General features: G+C 37.5%; 24 protein-coding genes, 1 tRNA gene, 5 pseudogenes and 1 other annotated feature. Of the genes and pseudogenes, 3 read left to right on the top strand and 27 right to left on the bottom strand.

What is annotated here, in order from left to right; all coding sequences use genetic code 11:
- Positions 1-8: 8 nt before the first annotated feature.
- The 17 genes and pseudogenes from rplL to NBRC111893_RS03015 form a co-directional block, all read right to left on the bottom strand.
- On the bottom strand, positions 9-374 hold the full coding sequence (gene rplL / locus NBRC111893_RS03095; RefSeq protein ID WP_125007956.1) for a 50S ribosomal protein L7/L12: 366 nt from the start codon (positions 372-374) through the stop codon (positions 9-11).
- A 42-nt stretch (positions 375-416) separates the two neighbouring features.
- Positions 417-929: a 50S ribosomal protein L10 gene (gene rplJ / locus NBRC111893_RS03090; protein WP_125007955.1), complete on the bottom strand. Its 513-nt coding sequence runs from the start codon at positions 927-929 to the stop codon at positions 417-419.
- A 28-nt stretch (positions 930-957) separates the two neighbouring features.
- Positions 958-1067 (bottom strand) — a sequence feature (ribosomal protein L10 leader region).
- A gap of 57 nt (positions 1068-1124) precedes the next feature.
- Positions 1125-1817, bottom strand: a complete 693-nt coding sequence (gene rplA, locus NBRC111893_RS03085; RefSeq protein ID WP_125007954.1) for a 50S ribosomal protein L1 — start codon at positions 1815-1817, stop codon at positions 1125-1127.
- 98 nt (positions 1818-1915) lie between these two features.
- Positions 1916-2341: a 50S ribosomal protein L11 gene (rplK, locus tag NBRC111893_RS03080; protein WP_035167585.1), complete on the bottom strand. Its 426-nt coding sequence runs from the start codon at positions 2339-2341 to the stop codon at positions 1916-1918.
- A gap of 122 nt (positions 2342-2463) precedes the next feature.
- A complete protein-coding gene (locus NBRC111893_RS03075) occupies positions 2464-3321 on the bottom strand; it encodes an alpha/beta hydrolase (protein WP_125007953.1) in 858 nt (285 codons plus the stop codon).
- 21 nt (positions 3322-3342) lie between these two features.
- Positions 3343-3891 (bottom strand): transcription termination/antitermination protein NusG, encoded by a 549-nt coding sequence (gene nusG, locus NBRC111893_RS03070; RefSeq protein ID WP_125007952.1) that lies wholly within the window; start codon positions 3889-3891, stop codon positions 3343-3345.
- Between the two features lie 112 nt (positions 3892-4003).
- Positions 4004-4183, bottom strand: a complete 180-nt coding sequence (gene secE, locus NBRC111893_RS03065) for a preprotein translocase subunit SecE (RefSeq protein WP_125007951.1) — start codon at positions 4181-4183, stop codon at positions 4004-4006.
- Between the two features lie 32 nt (positions 4184-4215).
- Positions 4216-4365 carry a 50S ribosomal protein L33 gene (gene rpmG, locus NBRC111893_RS03060; protein WP_125007950.1) on the bottom strand — a complete coding sequence of 50 codons (150 nt, stop codon included), beginning with the start codon at positions 4363-4365 and terminating at the stop codon, positions 4216-4218.
- 56 nt (positions 4366-4421) lie between these two features.
- Positions 4422-4970: a sigma-70 family RNA polymerase sigma factor gene (locus NBRC111893_RS03055; protein ID WP_125007949.1), complete on the bottom strand. Its 549-nt coding sequence runs from the start codon at positions 4968-4970 to the stop codon at positions 4422-4424.
- Between the two features lie 129 nt (positions 4971-5099).
- Positions 5100-5636: an NYN domain-containing protein gene (locus NBRC111893_RS03050; RefSeq protein ID WP_125007948.1), complete on the bottom strand. Its 537-nt coding sequence runs from the start codon at positions 5634-5636 to the stop codon at positions 5100-5102.
- Between the two features lie 8 nt (positions 5637-5644).
- Positions 5645-6415: a 23S rRNA (guanosine(2251)-2'-O)-methyltransferase RlmB gene (gene rlmB, locus NBRC111893_RS03045; protein WP_125007947.1), complete on the bottom strand. Its 771-nt coding sequence runs from the start codon at positions 6413-6415 to the stop codon at positions 5645-5647.
- Positions 6402-6815 carry a Mini-ribonuclease 3 gene (locus NBRC111893_RS03040; protein ID WP_125007946.1) on the bottom strand — a complete coding sequence of 138 codons (414 nt, stop codon included), beginning with the start codon at positions 6813-6815 and terminating at the stop codon, positions 6402-6404. Before NBRC111893_RS03040 ends, rlmB begins: the two co-directional genes overlap by 14 nt.
- A 5-nt stretch (positions 6816-6820) precedes the next feature.
- A pseudogene (gene cysS, locus NBRC111893_RS03035) lies at positions 6821-8231 on the bottom strand (cysteine--tRNA ligase).
- Between the two features lie 156 nt (positions 8232-8387).
- A pseudogene (gene gltX / locus NBRC111893_RS11580) lies at positions 8388-9876 on the bottom strand (glutamate--tRNA ligase).
- Positions 9877-10003: 127 nt separating this feature from the next.
- Positions 10004-11149 (bottom strand): PIN/TRAM domain-containing protein, encoded by a 1146-nt coding sequence (locus tag NBRC111893_RS03025; protein ID WP_125007945.1) that lies wholly within the window; start codon positions 11147-11149, stop codon positions 10004-10006.
- A gap of 15 nt (positions 11150-11164) precedes the next feature.
- Positions 11165-12529 carry a DNA repair protein RadA gene (radA, locus tag NBRC111893_RS03020; protein ID WP_125007944.1) on the bottom strand — a complete coding sequence of 455 codons (1365 nt, stop codon included), beginning with the start codon at positions 12527-12529 and terminating at the stop codon, positions 11165-11167.
- 116 nt (positions 12530-12645) lie between these two features.
- A pseudogene (locus NBRC111893_RS03015) lies at positions 12646-13184 on the bottom strand (dCTP deaminase/dUTPase family protein).
- Positions 13185-13322: 138 nt separating this feature from the next.
- Between NBRC111893_RS03015 and rpiA the strand changes: the two are divergent.
- A pseudogene (gene rpiA, locus NBRC111893_RS03010) lies at positions 13323-14002 on the top strand (ribose-5-phosphate isomerase RpiA).
- Between the two features lie 136 nt (positions 14003-14138).
- Positions 14139-15474: pseudogene (locus NBRC111893_RS03005) on the top strand (C1 family peptidase).
- A 17-nt stretch (positions 15475-15491) separates the two neighbouring features.
- Here the strand turns inward: NBRC111893_RS03005 and NBRC111893_RS03000 are convergent.
- Positions 15492-16163, bottom strand: a complete 672-nt coding sequence (locus NBRC111893_RS03000; RefSeq protein WP_125007943.1) for a 2,3-bisphosphoglycerate-dependent phosphoglycerate mutase — start codon at positions 16161-16163, stop codon at positions 15492-15494.
- A gap of 107 nt (positions 16164-16270) precedes the next feature.
- Positions 16271-17236 carry an AEC family transporter gene (locus tag NBRC111893_RS02995; protein ID WP_125007942.1) on the bottom strand — a complete coding sequence of 322 codons (966 nt, stop codon included), beginning with the start codon at positions 17234-17236 and terminating at the stop codon, positions 16271-16273.
- A 205-nt stretch (positions 17237-17441) separates the two neighbouring features.
- Between NBRC111893_RS02995 and NBRC111893_RS02990 the strand changes: the two genes are divergently transcribed.
- Positions 17442-18548, top strand: coding sequence for an LCP family glycopolymer transferase (locus NBRC111893_RS02990; RefSeq protein ID WP_125007941.1), 1107 nt, complete (start codon positions 17442-17444; stop codon positions 18546-18548).
- A 45-nt stretch (positions 18549-18593) separates the two neighbouring features.
- Here the strand turns inward: NBRC111893_RS02990 and NBRC111893_RS02985 are convergent, their stop codons facing one another.
- The 8 genes from NBRC111893_RS02985 to thrB form a co-directional block, all read right to left on the bottom strand.
- On the bottom strand, positions 18594-19406 hold the full coding sequence (locus NBRC111893_RS02985) for a PTS system mannose/fructose/sorbose family transporter subunit IID (RefSeq protein ID WP_160114441.1): 813 nt from the start codon (positions 19404-19406) through the stop codon (positions 18594-18596).
- A 16-nt stretch (positions 19407-19422) separates the two neighbouring features.
- Complete coding sequence (locus NBRC111893_RS02980; protein WP_160114440.1) at positions 19423-20202, bottom strand: PTS sugar transporter subunit IIC; 780 nt, start codon at positions 20200-20202, stop codon at positions 19423-19425.
- A 14-nt stretch (positions 20203-20216) separates the two neighbouring features.
- Positions 20217-20711, bottom strand: coding sequence for a PTS sugar transporter subunit IIB (locus NBRC111893_RS02975; protein ID WP_125007938.1), 495 nt, complete (start codon positions 20709-20711; stop codon positions 20217-20219).
- Positions 20708-21124: a PTS sugar transporter subunit IIA gene (locus tag NBRC111893_RS02970; RefSeq protein ID WP_160114439.1), complete on the bottom strand. Its 417-nt coding sequence runs from the start codon at positions 21122-21124 to the stop codon at positions 20708-20710. The genes NBRC111893_RS02975 and NBRC111893_RS02970 overlap by 4 nt, the downstream gene beginning before the upstream one ends.
- 158 nt (positions 21125-21282) lie before the next feature.
- A complete protein-coding gene (locus tag NBRC111893_RS11795; protein ID WP_261341429.1) occupies positions 21283-21612 on the bottom strand; it encodes an HAD-IA family hydrolase in 330 nt (109 codons plus the stop codon).
- Between the two features lie 38 nt (positions 21613-21650).
- A complete protein-coding gene (locus tag NBRC111893_RS11790; protein ID WP_261341424.1) occupies positions 21651-21857 on the bottom strand; it encodes an HAD hydrolase-like protein in 207 nt (68 codons plus the stop codon).
- 56 nt (positions 21858-21913) lie between these two features.
- Positions 21914-21999, bottom strand: a tRNA-Leu gene (locus tag NBRC111893_RS02960).
- A 58-nt stretch (positions 22000-22057) separates the two neighbouring features.
- A complete protein-coding gene (thrB, locus tag NBRC111893_RS02955; RefSeq protein WP_125007936.1) occupies positions 22058-22936 on the bottom strand; it encodes a homoserine kinase in 879 nt (292 codons plus the stop codon).
- Positions 22937-22951 lie beyond the last annotated feature (15 nt).

Genomic DNA, 22951 nt, shown 5'->3' with positions numbered 1-22951 from the left:
TAATAAGACTACTTAAGAGTTACAACTCCACCAACTTCTTCAAGCTTAGCTTTAACGTCGTTAGCTTCGTCTTCTGAAAGACCTTCTTTGATGATTGATGGTACATCATCAACAAGACCCTTAGCATCCTTCAAACCAAGGCCAGTGATTTCACGAACAACCTTGATAGCTTTAACTTTTTGGTCACCTGATTCAGTTAATTCAACATCGTATGAATCTTTAGCAGCAGCATCGCCACCAGCGGCACCTGCAGCTGCAACTGGAGCAGCAGCTGAAACACCAAATTCTTCTTCAATAGCTGAAACTAAATCGTTTAAATCAGTGATTGAAGCATCTTTAATTTGATCAATAATATTGTCTTTATCGAAAGCCATTATATTTTCCTCCATTATACTTCTATAGTAAGTATTTTAAGTTTATGCGGCGTCGCCGTCATCTGAATCCTTGCTATCTGCAACTGCCTTAACAGCATATGCAACGTTACGAACTGGTGCTTGAAGAATGTTGGCAAGAGTAGCCAATAATTCTTCACGACTAGGCAATGTAGCGAATTGATTAATTTCATCAATAGATGCAACCTTACCGTCGATAACACCACCCTTAAGTTCAAGGGCGTTGTGATCTTTAGCGAAACTGTGCAAGATCTTAGGACCAGCAACAGCATCATCTGAAGCAAAAGCAACAGCTGTAGGTCCGTTAAAGACGTTCTTCAAATCATCCAAGCCAACTTGTTCAGCGGCACGTTGCAATAATTTGTTCTTAAGAACGACCATTTTAACACCATTATCACGTAATTGCTTACGTAAATCAGTTACTTCTTCAACAGTCAAGCCACGATAGTCAACAACTACCATTGAAGATGCATTGTTCATATTTTCAACAATTTCTTCAACTTGTTTTGCTTTAGCAGCAATATTTTGTTCACTCACGAATTTTCACCTCCCAGTTTATTTGGTCGGGACTTTAAAAAAATCCCTATGCCCACCTAGACATAGGAAAAGATTATTCCTCGGCAGGATATTAAGGCACAAGGCCACCTGAGTCTTAGGCGCGTATATTTACGACAAATAGTAATATACCATAGGCGACGATAATCGTCAAATAGGGATTTTAATTAATCATCTTTAGAATGATTCAATATCAACCTTGACACCAGGGCCAAATGTTGATGAAACAGATACGTTGGTTACGTAAGTACCACGAACGGATGCTGGACGCGCACGTACAACAACTTCTTCGATGGTCTTAATGTTACCAATAAGTTTATCTGCGTCAAATGATACCTTACCGACTGGAACAGCAACGTTACCGTCACGGTCAGTTCTATAAGTTACCTTACCACCTTTTGATTCTTCAACGGCTTTAGCAACATCCATAGTAACTGTTCCAGTCTTAGGGTTAGGCATTAAACCTTTAGGTCCAAGAGCACGTCCAAGACGACCAACTTGAGCCATCATATCTGGAGTAGCGATGGCAACATCAAAGTCTAACCATCCGCCTTGAATCTTTTCAACTAAGTCAGCTTCACCAACGAAGTCTGCACCGGCTGCTTCGGCTTCTTTAGCCTTATCACCCTTTGCAAATACAACGACAGTTTGATCTTTACCTGTTCCGTTTGGTAAAACAACGGCACCACGTAATTGTTGATCAGCTTGCTTAGTATCAACATTTAAATTGAAGACAACTTCAACAGTTGCATCAAATTTTGCAAAATCAATTTTCTTTACTAATTCAACAGCTTCATCAACTGAATAAGCCTTTTCTTGGTCGACTTGTTCTAAAGCTGCCTTATAGTTTTTACCTCTATTACGAGCCATGTGTGTTTTCCTCCTAGCTTTGTGGTTATAACGGATTAACCTCCCACGCGACGCGCAAGCAACGCATAATTGAAAATAATCCTCTTAAATGAAATAGACTATCCTTCGACAGTGAATCCCATACTACGAGCAGTACCTTCAATAATTCGCATTGCTGCTTCGACGTCAGCTGCGTTTAGGTCTTGCATTTTAGTTTCGGCAATTTCTTTAACTTGGTCTTTAGTTACACTAGCAACCTTGTTAACATTTGGTTCGCCGGAACCCTTTTGAACACCAGCAGCTTTCTTGAGTAAAACAGCAGCAGGTGGAGTCTTTGTGATGAAGTCGAATGAACGATCTTCGTACACAGTAATTACAACTGGAATAATCATTCCTGCTTGATCAGCAGTTCTTGCGTTAAATTCCTTTGTAAAGCCCATGATGTTGATACCTGCTTGTCCTAAAGCAGGACCAACAGGAGGAGCGGGTGTTGCTTTGCCCGCAGGAATTTGCAATTTAACAACGTTTGCTACTTTCTTTGCCACGAGACATAACCTCCTTAAGTCCGTGTGTGGTTAATGGAGATATAAATTTCTCCTCCCACGTTTTGTATGCATAAACATACTTGGATAGTATACAACAAATTTGACTTATCGACAACCAATTTTTAAGAATCCCATAGAAAAATTGCAATCGATTTATCCACCTGTCGATTCTCATGCAGTAATCGGTGACTGGCATTTTTACCGGTAACAATTAATTCTTGATATCTTCTAGTAATCTGGTTCACGATAAACCTAAGTGAGCGAACACTATTGATAGAAACTGATCCATCACTATTGTTCCTAGAATCAGAAACACCACCAATATTTAAAATTTCAGTATTTGCGGGTAATTTTTTAACTGTTTGGGATAAGACTTGGTATACCTTACTCTGGCTAACCGGGCCGTCTTTAGTCAATTCTGTCTGTTCGATACCATGAGCATTAGTCGCAACTTCAATGTCATTAAATGGGCCTGCAATGGTGACAATTTTATTAATCACAACATCAGTCTGTTCTCCCATATTAACTGCTGACCAAAGCACTGAAATCGAACCCATAGAATGACCGACTAGGTTAACCCGATCAATCTCATAATTAGTATGAAGCAAATTAACAATTCGAATGATTGCATTCGTTTGTTCGCTTACCCGAACAGACTTATTACTAAATAGTATCTGAACCAAAGGTCGAGATTGTTTTAGTTCACCAATAACTTTTAATGAACCATCTCGTTTAACCACAATGACCATTGATTTATTTGCCCGAAAATTGGTAACTAATCGGCCAAGCAAACTACCAAATGAAAATCGACTGCCAAAAAAGCCAGGGATAAATAAAGTTGGCACATCATTATAGTCATTTTCGTGCCCAACCTCATTTTCTGCATATAAGACCTTACCTGCATGAATATATCCCCAAACTAAACCGATAATTATCCCTAAAACAATCAAAATGATTCCTGATTCCAACATTAATTTCATAATGTCACCTGATTTGAATTATTAGATTTCAGTATCCACTTGGTCAAATTCTAATTCAGTACTAGTTTCTCGACCGAACATATCGATATTTACTTTTAATCTCATCTTTTCGTTATCGATTTCAGTAACCTTACCATCTAAACCAGTAAAGGCGCCATCAATAATTTTAACAGTGTCACCAATATTAACATCCAGCTCTTCATGACGAGTACTCATCCCTAGGCGTTTTAGCACTAAGCTTACTTCGTCGTCTAATAATGGTGTTGGTTTACTACCTTGACCGTGAGATCCAACGAATCCCGTAACCCCTGGAGTATTTCGAACAACATACCAAGCTTGATCAGTCATAACCATTTCAACCAATACATAACCTGGAAAAGTTTTATCCATCTTAACCTTGTCTTTACCATCTTTAACTTCATGTTCTTCAGTTTCAGGAACAACTACTCGAAAGATGTAATCAGCCATTCCCATTGAGTCTTTACGACTATCAAGGTTTAACTTGACTTTATTTTCATAACCAGAATACGTATGCAACACGTACCATCTTTTTTCTACGGATTCAACCAATGTTTTAATCTCCTTTAAGTAACTCACTGTAATTATTTACGACAAACAAAAAAACCTGAAAGAATTCAGGCCTCAAACACATAATATCAAATATCTAATAATAATGCGACATTTACTTAGCTAAAAGTTGCAAGCCGTATTGAACAAGCCAATCAACAATCCCTAAGAAAATCGCCATGATAATTGCTGTACCAACAACAGTACTGGTGTCATCTTTGGTTTGCTTAGCATTTGGCCAAGTAACAACCTTCATTTCAGCAACTACTGATTTAAAAAAGTTTACTAATTTCAAATTTAAATCTCCCTACTTAATCGACAATTTAATTAACGAGTTTCTTTATGCAGCGTGTACTTTCCGCAATGTTTGCAGAATTTATTGAGCTCGAGTCGCTCTGAACGGTTAGGGTTCACTGGAATCATGTAATTACGAGAACCACAAACTGAACAGGCTAGAGCAGCCTTTCTTTGTGCCATTTTGGCACCTCCTAACAAGCAAAACAATCATAGCATTCAATTCAAATATCGTCAATTTAGTCATTTCTAAATTTTCGACGACATCGCTCAAATGCATTTGTTAACGCCCGACTTTGATCTAATTTGAGATTTTGATTAGGTTGCGAAATCATTTTAATTAATGCTTCACGTTCCATATCAGAACATTCGCTTAACACCCATTCAAATTTCTCCAAATACATTGTTGTTCTTTCAGGACATGTTGAAGCATCATCCATCATTGTATCAGAATAATAGGTTTCATTAACATCAATTGACGTTAATTGATTATCAGGAACCCGTTTTTGTGCATTGTTTAGCCGAACTAAATCAATGGCCCGATTTTTCAACGAGCGACTATAGAAACTTCCAAAGCTTACTCGCATACTAGGATTAAATTTTTGCATTGCTTTATATAAAATAATTCGGGCTTCTTGATCCCAATCATCTTTATCCATTCCAGAAATAAAGAAGTTGTTTTGAACCTTTCTAGCAACTGGATAGTATTGAGTGAAAAGTTCTTCAAATACTTCGTCATTACCATTTAAAGCTACGATCACCCTTTGTTGTTCTGTTAAGTTGTTCATGAAAATTTCTCCCTTTGTATTTTTCAAACATACATTACAAAAAGATATTTTTCTGAACAAGCGAACTTAAGTTTATCGTTAATTATTTTAAATATACCAATTTATTAATATTAAGATTCTAATATTTTATTAATGGCCTTCATTTGAAAGCCGATCCCTGAGACGTTCCAACGCCCTTAATTGCTCAGGCTTCAATTTGCCCCGACGAGCAACTAATGATTGATCAGTAATTTTTCGCGCCTCAATTTCAACGTCCTTTTTAGTTCTCTGAACATCTGCCAATAACTCACGAGCAGGAATTCTTAATGCTCCCGCAGCAAATATGGTCCACTGTTCAGCTTGATCACTAGTTGCCACGATCACTTGAGTAAAGCGATCCTGTTTCTTTCTAGCCAAAGCTTCGATATAACTATCGGCAGTTTGATCCTTGCTGGTCCAAACAATTTCCATATCATACTTATTAATAAAGCTCTTTGAATTTCCCGGAACGTACATCGCATCAAAAACCACAATCATATTGACGTCTTGATACTTCTTATACTCAGCAAGTTCACTTAATAACTCATCCCTTGCATCTTCCAAACGATCAGCCAACTTTAATTTTGTCAAATGAGGCCAGTTACCAATCATGTTATAAGCATCAACAATCAGCAATTCTTCCTTCATAGAATCACCTAGTTTCCACTAATAGGATTACGTGAATTAAATCCTTGATAAATCAACACACTGGCAGCCACACTAGCATTCAAGCTTTGGATATCTCCAACCATTGGGATTGTTAGCATTTCATCAACTTGTTTCTTAACCAGTGGTGATATTCCCTTACCTTCATTACCAATAATTACCGCAACGGGGCCCTTAGCATCCCAGTGACGATAATCAGTTCCCCTAACGTCAGTTCCGAAGATCCATAGTCCCCGGTCCTTTAATTCTTTAATTGCATTTGAAATATTGGTAACTCTGGCCACAGGAACTCGTTCAATTGCGCCGGCAGAAGTCTTAGCCACCGTGGATGTTAACCCAACTGCCCGATGTTTAGGAATAATAACACCAGTAACTCCGGCTGCATCAGCAGTTCTGATAATCGATCCTAAATTATGAGGATCTTCAATATTATCTAGAATTACAAAAAATGGTGCCACCCCGATTTCTTCAGAGTGATCAAATAAATCATCAATTGAAGCGTATTTAAACGCTGCCACTGCTAACACAACTCCTTGATGATTTTGACGGTCTGATAGTAGGTCTAGTTTCTGCTTAGGAACTTGAGAAACTACCAGTTTACGTTTCTTAGCTAATTTCAAAATTTCAGAAATGACGTTTTCGTCATCACTTAGCCCACTTTGAATAAATAACTTATTAACCGGATTATCGCCCTTCAATGCAGAAATCACTGGGTGGCGACCAATAATAAAATCTTCGTTTTCATTTTCAGTTGTTACCATGTTGGATGCGCCCACTTTCTACTTGTTTAATGCAGTATTCTGCCAGTGATTTCATTCTGTCGCTTTGACCACTTAGAAATAAGAAACCGCAAACCGCTTCAAATCCAGTTGAAATTCGGTAAGTCACAACATCCGTATTTTTAGCATGCGTGTAACTCTTAGAATTACGGCCACGTTTAAAGTACTCCCACTCATCTTCTGAAAGAAAGTCATCCTCTTCCATAAGTTTAATCAAGGCAGCTTGGGCCTTAGCCGAAACATAGTTGGTTGCGATATGGTGTAGCCGATTAGGCTTAGTTAGTCCTTGTTGGATTAAGTGTTCTCTAATATAAACTTCGTAGGCCGCGTCTCCCATATAGGCTAACGCGATCCCGTTAATTGAAGAAAAGTCTTCAGTCATTAATTCTACTTTTCCTTTCTATACCTTGTTCCTTGGGGAGTATCTTCTAATACGATTCCCTTTAGAGTAAGTTCTTCCCGGATTTCATCACTCCGAATAAAATCCTTGTTCTTTCGCGCTTGATTTCGTTCATCAATCAATGCCAAAATTTCAGCATCATCTAGTTCAGCTTTGTGAAAAGTAACCCCAAAAATCAAAGATAGTTCTTGTAAGTTCTTCAAGAATAGGTTAATTGTGTCCTTTTGAACGTCTTTTCCTTGTACATAATTATTAGCTAGCTTAGCTAATTCATACACAGTAGCAATTCCATTTTGAACATTGAAATCATCATCCATACTATCGATAAATTCAGCAACAACCTGACGAATTTCTTGATCAATCTTCGGATCATTCCCGCCGGTTGCATCATCTAAACGATAATTAAGATTTTCATACGCATTTTGAAGCTTTTTAAGATTACTCTTAGCCTCTTGAATACTAGCGTCATTATATTGAATTGGGCGACGATAATGAGTTGTCGACATTAACAGTCTAATTACCGACCCATCTAATTCATTTAATAAATCATGAACGGTAATGAAGTTACCAAGTGATTTACTCATCTTTTCGTTATCAGCACCAACCGTAACAAAGCCATTGTGCATCCAATATTTGACAAAGTGTTGATGAGTCTTGGCCTCACTCTGTGCTCGCTCATTTTCATGATGGGGGAAGATTAAATCTTCACCACCACCGTGAATGTCAATTGAATCTCCTAAGTACTTAGTAGACATAACTGAACATTCAATATGCCAACCTGGCCGGCCCTTTCCCCCATGGAGAATCCCAAGCAATTTCATCGCCCTTTGATTTCTTCCACAATGCAAAATCAATTGGATCTTCTTTTTGAGCGAATTCTTCATCATTAACATGATTACTGGCTCCAACTTCAAGCTCGTCAACATTAATATGAGCTAACGCTCCGTATGAAGCAAATTTTCTTGCCCGATAATACACATTACCATCAACGTTATACGCATATCCTTCCTGTTCCAAATCGCGGACAAACTCGATGATTTCTTGAATATTTTCAGTAGCCCTAGGATGAATAATATCCTTGGATACATTCAAGGCCTTCATATCTTCATTAAAAGCAGCAATATATTTATCAGCAATGGCTTTAACAGTTGTGTTATTTGCCTTAGCAGCATTAATCATTTTATCGTCTACATCTGTAAAGTTAGAAACATAGTTAACTTTATATCCACGGTATTCAAAATATCTTCGAATCGTATCAAATGCCACTGCACTTCTAGCATTTCCAATATGAATATAGTTATACACCGTTGGACCACAGACATACATACTCACTTCGCCTGGTTTTAATGGCTCAAATTTTTCTTTTTTACGAGTCAATGTATTAAAAATCTGTAGCATTCTTAATCCTCCTTGGCATTTTATATACACTGAAATCATAGCATATATGACCCTTGATTTCTAAATTTCCAGTCACATTAAAAAAATGCAAAATAAAAAATTGGCCTGTCTAAACTAACCAGACCAATTTTTAAAAAAATATTTTTCTATTAATAATTAAATATTAAGTTGTGATAATACTTCATCAACATGCTTAATTGCAGTCTTACGACCAATTAATTCAATTGATTCAGGTAATTCTGGCCCGTGCATTTCATGAGTAACGGCAATTCGAATTGGCATCCACAATTTACGGCCCTTAATACCAGTTTCTTTCTGGACAGCCTTAATAGCGGCTAAAATTTGAACCTTATCGAAGATTGCCATGTCATCCATCTTTTGCTTAAAGGCAGTTAATACTGTCTTAGCATCATCGTTAGAAATTTCTTCAAGCGCCTCACCCTCAACTTGATCAGGTTCATTGAAGAAGACATCGGCCATTTCATTAATTTGAGCCATGTAACTCATTTGTTGTTTGTAAACATTGATTAATTTTCTTGCCCATTCGATTGTCTTTTCGTCAAGGTCCTTAGGCAAGTTACCTGCTTCAATTAATTGCTTTAAAGCTAGGTCCATAATAATGTCTTCGTCAGATGACTTAACGTATTGATTATTAATCCATTCCAACTTTTTAGAGTCAAACTTAGCAGGTGATTTACTCAAACGAGTTTCATCATACATCTTGATGAATTCCTTTTGAGTAAAGATTTCATCTTCTCCAACTGGAGACCAGCCAAGTAACAAGATAAAGTTAAACATTGCTTCTGGTAGATACCCCAAATTACGATATTGTTCGATAAATTGTAATACCGTTTCATCACGCTTAGACAATTTTTGCCGGTATCAGCGCTAATAATCAAGCTCATATGCCCAAATTTAGGTGCCTTCCAGCCAAATGCTTCATAAATCATCAATTGTTTAGGAGTATTGGCAACGTGATCATCACCACGGAAAACATGGCTAATTTTCATCAAATGATCATCAACGACAACCGCAAAGTTGTAAGTTGGCATGCCATCACGCTTAGCAATAACAAAGTCGCCACCAATAGTATCAGAATTAAATGAAACATTACCTTTAACCATATCTTCCCACGAATAATCATGGTTTGAGGAACTCTAAATCTAATAACGGGTTTTAATCCCTTAGCCTTAGCATCTTCAATAGCTTGGTTACGCTCTTCATCAGTCATACCAGCATATTCATACTCATAATGAGGCATCTCACCGCGGGCTTTTTGAGCTTCACGATCAGCTTCTAACTCTTCTTCAGTCCGGTAAGATTCGTAAGCCTTACCCTCATCTAAAAGTTGTTGTAACAATGGTTGGTAAATATCTTGTCGTTCTGATTGGCGGTAAGGACCAACGTCGCCAGGCTTATCAGGACCTTCATCCCAGTCCAAACCTAACCACTTTAGGTTTTCAAGCTGACTCTTTTCACCATCCGCTACGTTTCTTTTGGTATCAGTATCTTCAATTCTAATAATGAATTTACCCTTATTATGACGGGCAAAAAGATAGTTGAAAATTGCAGTTCTGGCATTTCCAATGTGTAAATGACCAGTAGGACTTGGAGCATAACGAACTCGAATTGCGTCGTTTGCCAATTTATAACGCCTCTTTCTAAAATTCTAATTTTGTCAGTATTTTTAGTGTACAATGAACCCCTAAAAAATAAAGGGGCCGCGGCCCTTCCATTTTTTATTAACTAATATTTATCTGGAACTTATTTAATTAGCTGTCGTGTTTTTCATCATGATTAATTTTTTTAGTTGAGTGTTCTGGATCAGCGAAAATCATCTTACCAGCATCTGTTTGAATGGCACTGGTAACAACGACATCAATGTGTTTGTTAAGATAATATTTACCATCTTCAACCACCACCATCGTGCCATCATCAAGATAAGCCACACCTTGTTGTCGCTCAGTACCATTCTTAACAACTAACACGTTTAATTTTTGCCCAGGTAAAATCTTTTGTCTTAGCGCAGTTGATAAGGCATTGATATTAAAGACATCAACATTTTGAAATTGAATAACTTTATTCAAGTTATAGTCATTAGTAACAATAACCCCATTAACTTCTTTAGCTAATTGAATTAGTTTAGTATCAACTTCAGAAATATCCTCAAAGTCACGATCAGAAATTTCAATTGGGATTAAATCCTCATTCTGTAATTTGTTAAGGATATCTAGGCCTCGACGCCCCCGAACTCGCTTAACACTATCGCTAGAATCAGCAATGTATTGTAATTCATAAAGAACAAATTTTGGAACTAACAAAGTTCCTTCGATAAAACCAGTTTTTACAATATCATAGATTCGGCCATCAATTAGGATGTTTGTATCCAAAATTTTGTAATGATGGTAGTTGGCATCTAAGGGTTTGTCAATGATGGATTCTTCACCATCTTCTTCATTTTTATTGAATTCCTTATTTTTCCGACTAAACATCTTTCTAAAACGATCAGATTGGGTACTACCGATTCGAAAACCAAAGTAACCTAGAGCAACCATTATTAATATTGGAATCATTGTGTTAATAAAAATCGTGTGGCTTCTGAAGAAAACGATTGAGATCAATGACGCAACAACCAATCCAAGAATTAGTCCTAATGAAGCAAATAATAATTGAACCGGGCTTTGACTGGTCAATTCCTTTTCAATTCGATCAACTAGCTTCAATACTGCATTACCAAATATTAATGATAGTAAATAAAAAATAATTGCGCCTAAAATAGCATTGGTAATCGTGTTATTTAGTAAGGTACCATACCTAACTTGAAACATTAACCAGACAAGTGGGAAGTAACTTGCGCCTAACGCGCCACCAGCTACTGTAAAAATTAACTGTACAATTCTTTTCCGCAAATTTCTCACCTCCTTATATCCATTTTAACCCAACGCAATCTTTAAAGCTTGAGAAATTGTTTTAACACCAATCACTTCAATACCATCAGGGGCGGACCATCCAGACAAGTTATTTGCGGGCACAATAATTCTAGTAAAGCCCAGTTTTTGAGCCTCTTGAACCCGTTGTTCAATTCGATTAACTCGCCTAACTTCACCAGTTAACCCTAATTCACCGACAAAACATTCAGTGGGGTTCGTTCCCTTATTCCTATATGAAGAGGCAATACTAACTGCAAGCGCTAAGTCAATTGCCGGTTCGTCAAGCTTAACCCCACCGGCCGCCTTTAAATATGCATCCTGATTTTGTAACATCAGGCCCGCCCGCTTCTCAAGGACTGCCATAATCAAAGAAACCCGATTTCGATCCAATCCCGTAGCAGTTCGTTGAGCATTGCCGAACACTGAAGAAGTAACCAAAGCTTGAATTTCAACCAAAATTGGTCGGGTTCCTTCCATAGATACCACAATTGCCGAGCCATTGGCATCCTGTAATCGTTCTTCTAAGAATATTTCTGATGGATTGCTAACTTCAGCTAAACCATCCTCACGCATCTCAAACACACCCAGTTCATTAGTAGAACCAAACCGGTTTTTGACTGCACGTAAGATTCGGTAAGAGTGATGCAAATCACCTTCAAAGTAAAGAACGGTGTCAACCATGTGTTCCAAAATCTTTGGTCCAGCAATAGCGCCGCCTTTAGTAACATGACCGACAACGAACACGGTGATTCCCTGACCCTTAGCGATGCTCATTAAATCAGCCGTTACTTCTCTAATTTGAGCTACCGAACCAGTTGCTGACTGTAATTCTGGAATCTGCATAGTTTGCACAGAATCAATCACAATAATATCTGGTTGCACATCATTAATAGCTGATTTAATAACGCTCATATCTGTTTCCGGATATACTAATAAGTCATCACCACCAACCGCTAGCCGATCAGCACGCATCTTGATTTGACTAGCACTTTCTTCACCAGAAATGTATAAAACTTTTGAATTTTTGGCTAGATTACCTGAAACCTGTAACATTAGTGTTGATTTACCAATTCCAGGATCCCCACCAATCAATACTAGTGATCCTGGAACAACCCCGCCGCCAAGTACCCGATCGAGCTCCTCCATTCCAGTATCCGCCCGTTTCTCCGACTGAAACTTAACCTGAGTAATTGGCTCTGGTTGATTATTATGAATTCCATTGCTTGGGGTAGCTAATGGATTTGTTGGCTTTGAAATAGTTTCTTCTACTAAGGTGTTCCATTCATTACAGTTAGGACACCGGCCTAAATATCTAGGTGAGATATAGCCACAATTTTGGCACACAAACTGCGTTTTTACTTTTGCCAATTAAATTTCTCCTAATGTCTTTTAATATCATTTAAACGTTCCATAATATAACACCATTGTATCATTGAAGTCAACTAAAATTGAACTTATCCGAATTATTTTATTGCTTCTTAAAATTATTTATCCGAAGAGCCGAAACCGCCGATTCTAGTAGCTTTTTTAGTTAATCCATCTTGGTCAGCCAATAGATATGGCATGAAAATTCCTTGAGCAATTCGCTGTCCTTTTTTTATTACGACATCGGTTACCGAAAAGTTTATTAACTGCACAAATATTTCGCCTTCATTACTTTCATTATTATAGTAATCGGCATCAATAACCCCTATTCCGTTTGGCAAATAAGCCCCCGCTTTAGTGGATTACTTGATCGATTAGCAATAATCAATACCTCTTCAGAATTCATATATGATTTAATACCAGTTGGTACCAGGTATGGTTTCAAGGTTGCCTTAGCTTTGGCGACTTCACTCTCCGATAAACTATTTTCATGCTTGATAGCCCAAAGTAATTTGACAAAATTCAATTTCCAAATGGAAGGTAGCGTGAAATCAGTGGCACTTTCAAAATCATATCCGGCCGCATTTTCAGTTGTTCGATGAGGAATATTAAGTCCTTCATTTGCATACTTAGAAACAATTTCAAATCCTCGTGACATATAGATACCTCTTTTATCTTTTTTCTAAATTATAAACTACATATTTCTAATTTAATAGATTGACAAAACCGAAAATGACCGTCAGAATATTGGTTGGTAAAACATTAAACTTACGTTATCGTAAAGGGGCAAATATTAATGACTCAAGACGAATTAAAGCAACTAGTTGGTAAGGCCGCCGTTGATTTTATCGAAGACGGAATGATTGTTGGACTTGGAACAGGTTCAACTGTTAAATACATGGTTGATTATTTGGGCGAACGTGTCCAAAAGGAAGGTATCAACATCGTTGGAGTTTCTACTTCTAAGCGAACTGCCGAACAAGCTACTAACTTGGGCATTACTATTAAAGATGTTGATGAGGTTGACCACATTGATTTAACAATTGACGGTGCCGACCAAATTGATAAAAATTTCCAAGGAATTAAAGGTGGCGGCGCAGCACATCTATGGGAAAAAATTGTCGCCATTAACTCTCGCAAAACATGTGGATTGTTGATGAAAGTAAAATGGCTGATGAATTAGGCTCTTTCCCACTTCCACTTGAAGTGATTCCTTATGGTAGCCAGCAATTGCTTAAACGCCTAGATGCTAAAGGTTACCATCCAGAATTCAGAATGGTTGATGGTAAACACGTCCTAACTGATTCACAAAATTACGTGATTGATCTTCATATGGGTAAAATTGAAGATCCTCATGCCCTAGCGGCAGACCTAGATTCAATGACTGGAATTGTTGAACATGGCCTCTTCTTAGACTTAGTTAATACGGTTATCGTTGGTCGTGAAAACGGACCAGAAATTTTACAAGCTAGATAGGTAAATTAATTGATTCATTTCTAATCCTTCCCACAAAAGTGTGGAAGGATTTTTTGTTTAAACCTTTTGGTGCCCCTACTGTCTTTTGATTAAAAATGAGTGTAAAATGATAACTCATTAAGGAGTGTGATATGTTTTGACATCAAAAATTAAGCTTGATCAAATCAAACGTTATCAGCAAAATCTAGACGAAGATCACAGCTCTGCTGTTATTCGTCGTGCTGTAACCCATAAGGGGATTCTAGGCACTAGTTCGGATTTTAATTCTGATAGTGCAATGGAACCAGTATTTTCAATTGACTTATCAACTGGAAAAGTTGCTGACCAGAAACAAAGCGGTCGTTGTTGGATGTTTGCTGCCCTTAACACTATGCGTGTTAGAGTAATGAATAGTTTTAAAGTTGCAGATGATTTTGAACTATCCCAAAACTATACAAACTTTTGGGATAAATTCGAAAAATCAAAACTACTTCTTAGAAAATGTCATCCGTACCGCTAGTGAACCACTTAACTCCCGTAAAGTTGCGTGGTTAATGGCTACGCCTCAACAAGATGGCGGTCAATGGGACATGCTTTGTGCTTTGATTGAAAAGTACGGCATTGTTCCTAAATCAGTAATGCCAGAAACATTTAGCAGTTCTGCTTCTCGTGAATTAAATAAATTTCTTAACTTAAAGCTTCGCCACAATGCCGTTATTTTAAGAGAATTAGTTGCTAACAAAGCATCAGATGAAGAGTTAAGCCAGGCCAAAGATAAGATGTTGAACGAGATTTACAAGATGTTATCCTACAGTTTGGGTGAACCAGTTGATCAATTCGACTTTGAATACCGAGATAAAGATAGCAATTATCATATCGAAAGAGGAATTACTCCCAAGGAATTCTTCGATAAATATGTTGGCATTGATTTGAATGACTATGTTTCATTAATTAACTCACCTACTGCTGATAAACCATTTGATAAGACTTATACCATTGAGATGCTTGGTAACGTTGAAGGTGGTCGGCAAGTTAAGCATCTTAACCTAGAGATGGATGAACTAAAGAACCTAGCCATCAAGCAACTCGAAAGTGGCGAAACAGTATGGTTCGGTAGTGATGTTGGCCAAAGCTCTGATTCTAAAAAAGGAATTATGGATACGCGACTCTATGCTCCTGATGAACTATTTAGTACCGACCTATCATTATCTAAGTCAGAACGCCTTGATTATGGTGAAAGTTTGATGACTCATGCCATGGTAATCACTGGCGTTGACCTAGTTGATGGTTATCCAACTAAGTGGAAGGTTGAAAATAGCTGGGGGGAAAAACCTGGTAACAAAGGTTACTTTGTTATGAGTGATGAATGGATGAATGAATTTGTTTATCAATTTGTGATTAACAAAAAGTATCTTTCCGAAGAACAATTACAAGCCCAAAAACAGGAACCAACGGTCTTAGATCCGTGGGATCCAATGGGTGCATTAGCATAATAAAAAACGATTGGGATTTACCCAATCGTTTTTTTATTGATAATTTTTAGTTTATTATCGAACTCATAGACAATTGGTTTTCCATTAGGAACCTCAACCTCAGTGATATGTTCATCGGAAATATTGTCCAGATATTTAATAAGTGCTCGTAAGGTACTTCCATGAGCCACAATCAACTGATTTTTACCAGCTAATAATTTAGGTGCAATGTGGTCAACCCAATATGGAATCATTCGTTGCCACGTCATCTCCAGACTTTCTGCTCTGGGGATTTGAATGCCAATTCTTTGGTAACGCTCTTCAGTATCAGCTTTCGGTAGCATAGGAGGTACCACACTATAACTTCGCCGCCAAACTTTTAGCTGCTTACCACCCACTTCACGCTCGACATCAGCTTTATTACGTCCCCTTAGCGCCCCATAATGACGCTCATTTAACCGCCATGTTTTATGAATGGGAACATAACTTTGATCTAACTCATCCATAATAATATCAGCCGTTATAATGGCCCGCTTCAAATATGAGGTGTGTACATCAGCAAAATTAATTTTTAATTGGGCAATTTTTGTTCCTGCCTTGTGAGCTTGCAAATAACCAAGATCAGTTAATGGCACATCACTCCAACCAGTGAAAACATTATCCCGATTGGCTTCACTTTGACCATGTCTAATGACCACTAATTTTGCCATTGTAGTCTGCCCCCCTTAATAAATATAAATAACTGAATTGTTTAACTCACCGCAAATCAGTATCTAGTTTAAACCGCCATTAGTTTAACTCCGAATTTATTATAGGTTTATATGTGTTGAACTAAAACCATTAAAATTGGGATTACTAATAAGCTCATTAAAGTCGTCTCGGTAACCATTATCGAAGCATATTCCGAGTCGGCATTATACAGTCTAGCCACTACCGGTGCATTCGTCATTACTGGCATAGCTGATTGCATGATAAATACTTGTTTCATCAACAGCGGCATCGGCAACGGAATAACTAAAGCCGCCATTAATGCTGGGGCAATCACAAATCGTCCCAGCAAAATCAACCAATGACTTCGATCAAAATGAACATTTACTAAATTAACACTATTTATTGAGATTCCAATAAAAATCATCGATAGTGGAATGGTTAGGCCGCCTATGTACTCTAAATCTGATAATAAAAATCCTAGGCCATTAGGATCTTTAAAAATGTCACTGATACCTGATAAGACAAATATTACACCAACAATAAATCCCATTAACGGCGGTGAGAACACCTTTTTTAGAGTCGTTCGCCAATCAAAATGGCCACTACCTGTACCATCCTTTTGAATCAAGTACACTCCTAACGTCCAAAAGAAAGTTGTATTGGCCATATAATAAACCAACACAAATGGTAAACTTTGCTGGTGAAACAACGCCATGTTCACTGGTAACCCAACAAACACTGTATTGGAATTAGCAAACATCGATTGAAATAATCCTCGATGATGAAGCTTGATTTTGAAAATTTTAGCAATTGGAATTGATATGATAAATAACGTCAACATTGACATTACCGGGAATAACAAATCCGGTAATGTCTTTAATAATTCCTGAGCCGTAAACTTTTCAATAATTGTTGCGGCCATATACGCTGGCAGCGCAATTTGAGTCACTAATCTTGCAATTAAACTGGTCATTTTCGCATCAAACCAATTATTCCTGGCTAAGATAAACCCTAACGCAATCATTATTAAAATTTCCAAGACTCCAGAAACGGCAGAATAAAAAACTGACATAACCCTCCTCGATTCCTTAAGAAATCTAATACTTTTAATATTGTAGCACAATTTATTATTAACATTTGCTATAATCAAAGCAGTTGTTTCATCAGCAAAAAGTTAGATATTTATTAAAATAAGTTAAAATCACCGATAAATCATTTTAAGTATCAATATTCTGCAATATACTTTTTGTTATACTTTAAAAATTGAGGAATTAAATATGCCAGTAGATGATAAAGATAAAAATTTTGATCCTGTATATTCTAGACGTTCAGATAAAAAGCCACACTATCGCAAGCCACAAAATAAACGGCGGAGGCGAATTGGTTGGACAATCTTCATAATTGTCTTACTAATTGTTGGTGGCGGTCTAGTTTGGGGATACGGCGCTTATAAGAGTGCTCAGAAGACATTCAAGCAAACTTATGACGGAGCATCAATTGCCAAGTCAAGAAATGTTTCATCAGTTATTAAACAAAACAAACCCTTATCAATCTTACTATTAGGAACAGATACTGGGGCCCTCGGTCGTCATGATACTGGTCGGACGGATACAATGATTGTCGCAACAGTTAATCCGAAAAAAGAAACCATTCATTTAACCAGTATTGCACGAGATACACGAGTTCAGATTCCTGGAGACACATTACCATACGAAAAGATCAATGCGGCTTACACCATTGGCGGAGCTGGAACAGCAATTAAGACCGTTCAACAATTGCTAGATATTCCAATCGATTTTTACGCAATTGTTAACATGGGTGGACTTGAAAAGATGGTCGATGCCGTTGGTGGCGTAGACGTTAAGCCAACGTTAACGTTCAAGTACGGTCATGCGAATGTTACTAAGGGCGTTAAAATTCATTTAAATGGTAAACAAGCCCTTGATTATTCCCGAATGCGTGATGATGATCCTCTTGGAGACTACGGTCGCCAAGTTAGACAACGTGATATTATCAAGAAATTGGTAATGAAGGGAATCAACATGACTTCTCTACCAAGATACAAGCAAATTTTAAGCTCGTTAAACGGTAATTTAAAAACCGATATGACTTTTGATGATTTGATTGCAATTAGAGCCAAATATGGGGATGCAACCCACCATATCAAGTCACAAACCCTACAAGGGCAAGACGCAATGATTGACGGACTTTCTTATCAAGATGTTCCTCAATCCGAATTGCTAAGAGTTTCTAATGAAATCCGCAGTTCACTTGGACTTAAAAAATCAACAAAATTATCTGCGTCTCAAACCGGTACCGATGAATCTTCAACGGATACCTACGGAACCGGAACCGATACCACAACATACCAATCCGGATATTAATTAAACGTCAACAAAAAAGCAAGTCCCTATTTAGGGGCTTGCTTTTTAATTTATAATTCCAATGTATGATAAACCAACACAAACAACAACGATCATTAACATTATCCAAACCACATTCACTCGTTTGCGCAGAAGCCAAATACTGACTAGCGTTAATCCTATTGAAATTAATGATGATATAGCCGTCATCAGACTAAAATTAGTCATTTTGATTAATGAGTGCGATGTAAAACCAGAGATATCAATTCGCACAAATCTAGCAATCATGACCCCCATTAAAAACATTCCAAACATTGAAGAACCCTTTATAATGTTTTTAATAATTGGCGATTGAATAATTCCTAAAATATTAAGGCCTCGTTTGTAACCAACCCATTGGCTAACTAACCTGAAGCCCATTCTGATAACGTTCCAAGTAACAAAAAAGAAAATTGGTCCTAAAATCGGCCGTTTAGAGGTACAAAGTTCAATAGCTATTGCCGCAATTGTTGGCCTTAAAACAATCCACCACAAAGGATCTCCAAACGATGCCAATGGTCCCATTAAGGCTGTTTTAACTTGATTTATTTGATCAGGAGCAAACTGCTTGTTAGCAACTTGCTCTTCCAAGTTAATTGTCACCCCGCTGATTAAAGACTGCATCATCGGCGTGGTATTAAAAAAAGCTAGATGACGAATCATTGCTTCAGAACGGGATTTACTATCTGGAAATAATCTTCGAATTACTGGTACCAATATAAACTCGAAACCTAAGTTATGCATTCGTTCATAGTTCCAAGATCCCTGTTCAAATGATGATCGAAGGAATACACGACCAAAATCCCACTTAGTTATTTTATTTTGAGTGTTACTTTTCATCTCTTTTATCCACATCCTATAAGTCATCTAAATCATCACTAAAAGGATCATCCTGAGCATTTTTATCATTACGTCGATTTTCAATAATTATGTATATAATCGTTAAACAAATGCCAATCAAAACAATTATCACTAGATCCAGTTTTAAGAAGGTGGCGATTAAAAATCCGCCAACAAACCATAACCAAAGTGCTCTAGTTTCGATTGTCGTGATGATAATCGAAAAACCAACTACTGATAGCAACCCGGTTGAGGCATCAAGTCCAATATTTACTGACTTGGGAATCATCTGACCCCAACTGCCGACCACTGTATTTGATAACAATAACACTAAGATTGTTGGAACCATAACCCGTAACCCTTGAATAAACATACTTAACCATTGTAGTAAGTTAATTTTATTCAAATTTGCTTCAATAGCGGCCTGATCAGCTTGGTGCGTAACATTGACCATAAACTTACGCGTTCGAATAGTCAAAAATCGACCAATCACTGCAGCAATAATGGCAATTATAGTTCCTTGACCAATTGTCAATTGAGCCGGACCACACACCATAACTGCTGAGGCCACGCCAGCAAACGAAATGTCGGGAGAAATTACCGAAGCCAAATTAACCCATCCGCTCATAATCAGCTGTAAAGTAGCTCCCAATAATATGCCCGTGCTAACATCAGCGAATGCAAATCCAATTAGGGTACACGTGACAATGGGTTGGTAAAATTGCCATTCATCCAAAATTCCATCAATTCCAGCTAAACAAGCAATTATCAAAATAAAAAAACTAGCTAGTAACAATATCAATCACCCAATTATTTATTAATTAAATCCAATACGTTTTGCGGCTTTTCACTTGGAACCTGTTGCGCATAAACATGAATACTAAATTCATCGGTAAGAGTCTTAATCTGAGCGATGACTTCATCGTCGACAGCAATCGTATCTGTAATCATTTGCTTCCCTGGGGTAAATGCTAAGTTACCTAAATTAATGCCACTTGTCGAAAAATCAACGCCTCCCCGCGCTAACCTAACCATATCCTCAACCGTTTCGGTTAGCATCAGCGCCTTAAACGAATCAAATTTGGAATCTTGATAAATTGATATCATTTTATCAACCGAAATAACATTTGCTTTCACATTAGCTGGTGCAACCTGAGAAATCAATGTTTTCCGCAACTGATCCTTTACTACTGAATCAGACACTACTAATATCCGATTGGGGTTTACATATTTAGTCCAAAACGTGGCAACTTGGCCATGTAAGAGTCGACTATCAACTCGTGCCAGTGCAATCTCCATTGTCATAATAAGTCGTCCTCCTCATCACTAGAAATTTGAAATTTGTTAATTGCCGACTTGCCAACTTCGACCAAATGATCAGCAAGCCCATGCACATCTCGATTATTATTCATTAATGCTTCTAAAAGCATTCCTAAGTTAACCCCAGACAACAATTCAAATCTTTGTGGACTAGTTGCTTGAATTTGTGCACAGACATTAAATGGTGTGCCGCCAAATAAATCTGTAAGAAAAATTACCTGATTGTCTTTAGGCAGATCATTAATTATAGCTTTAAACTTTGCTGTTGTTGTATCAAGTGAATCTGAACCTAACATTGAAACAGCCGTTGCCAAACTTTGTTCACCATATATCATTTCAGCAGTTTTAATTAACTCTTTACCAAATCCACCATGGGTACCCACAATAATTGAAATCAAACTAATCACTCCGTTTAAATAAGATTATTATTAAATCGCTTACAATCGTTACTAATAGTTTACCATTTAAAGACCCAGGCAACTATCACTTACAGTTAAAAAAGCAAAGTTATCTAAATTAAATCGTTAATAAATCTTGCGGAGTATTCAAATAATATTCAATATTTTTTAAATTGGTCGCTCATTTTAGTTTCCCAGCCAGCCAATGCAAAGCTCACGCCCGCATTATGGGCGGCCTCTAAATCATATAAGGTATCACCAACATATACCGTTTCATCTTTAGTCGAATTCAACTTTTCCATCCCTTTTAACACCATGTCTGGAGCTGGTTTACCATGCTCAACATCATCTGAAGAAACAATGGCACTAAAGAAATCATTGAGTCCAAACGGTTCCACATCTCTAAGTAGCTCTTTTCTAAGCTTGGATGTCGCAATCGCTAATCGATTTGAATTGTTAGCGCTTAGTTCCTGAAGCATTTCCTTAATATTAGGAAAGACGTGGGTTAATTCCTTATAATCATCAACTATGTTAAACCACTCAGCAACGATTTTTTAGGATCACGGACTCCCAACTGCGTAACTGCATCTAATGCGTTAATACCAAATGTCTGATCTAAATCCTCATACTTATAATTGTAACCATTAGCATTAAGCACTTTGAGCAATGGTTTCATGTACATTTTTTTACTATCGATTAAAGTACCGTCTACGTCAAAAATAAATGCATTCATCTAAATTCCTCCAAAAAAAACGAACCATACCGGTAAGGTAATGGTTGAAAGTATTATGCGGCCAAGAAGATTCGAACTTCCACCGGGAGAACTCCCGACAAGATCCTTAATCTTGCGCGTCTGCCAATTCCGCCATGGCCGCATCATCAATCAACAAGAATTATTATATCAGATAGCGACTACCATGACAATAGGTATTTTTATTCTCCGCGAACAGTTGCGCCTTCAGTATCAACATCCAAGATTCTCAAACTACCATTGAGATTCATTTGTTGAAGTTCGATTCTAAGTTGAACCAAATCGTCTCGTTTACCTAACGTTCCAACCGTAGGTCCTGCTCCACTCAAATATGTTCCATAAATCGACATTGAATGCGCCTTTTCGCGAATGATGTCTAATTCAGGAACAATTGATTTTCTAAAAGGTTCATGCATCATATCACCCTCAACTAATGGCAATGCATTGTGATATTTTCCTTGGCTCATTAAGGTAACGAATAAATTAGCTCGGCTACTACTTAAAACAGCATTTTGATAATCCAACGTGGCTGGTAATTTTTGCCGACTCTCAACTTCAGAAATCCCGTCAGGTCGAATATACATCAAGGCAGCCAAATCATCTACCGGAATAGAGGTTGCCAATGCTTCTTCGCCATCATAAGTTGATACGACTAAATTTCCTAGAATTGCTGCAGCCACATTTTCGGGATGGCCTTCAATTTCACTACCAATTTGAATTTGCTTATCAGTCGACAAATTTAATTCTCCAAGTGAATTAGCAATTTTTATTCCGGCCACTACCGCAGTGGTACTAGAACCCAACCCATGGGCAATTGGAACATCTGATATCACCGTTAATTGGTGAGGTTCAATATCAGGATCAGTCTTCAAAATGCTTTGAACGATCAAATTATGCTCGTCCGTAGGAACATCATCCCCTAAGGCATGATTTACTTTCCACTTATTAGTTTTCTCTTCAACAATCACAGTGTAGTAAAGTTTAAATGCTAACCCTAATGAATCCATTCCAGGTCCTAAGTTAGCTGATGATGCAGGTACTCTAACAATTACTTTTGCCATAATAATTACCTTCTT

It is taken from the genome of Lentilactobacillus kosonis (assembly GCF_003864335.1).
GTDB lineage: Bacteria > Bacillota > Bacilli > Lactobacillales > Lactobacillaceae > Lentilactobacillus > Lentilactobacillus kosonis.
This window is presented reverse-complemented; position numbering and strand designations above follow the sequence as displayed.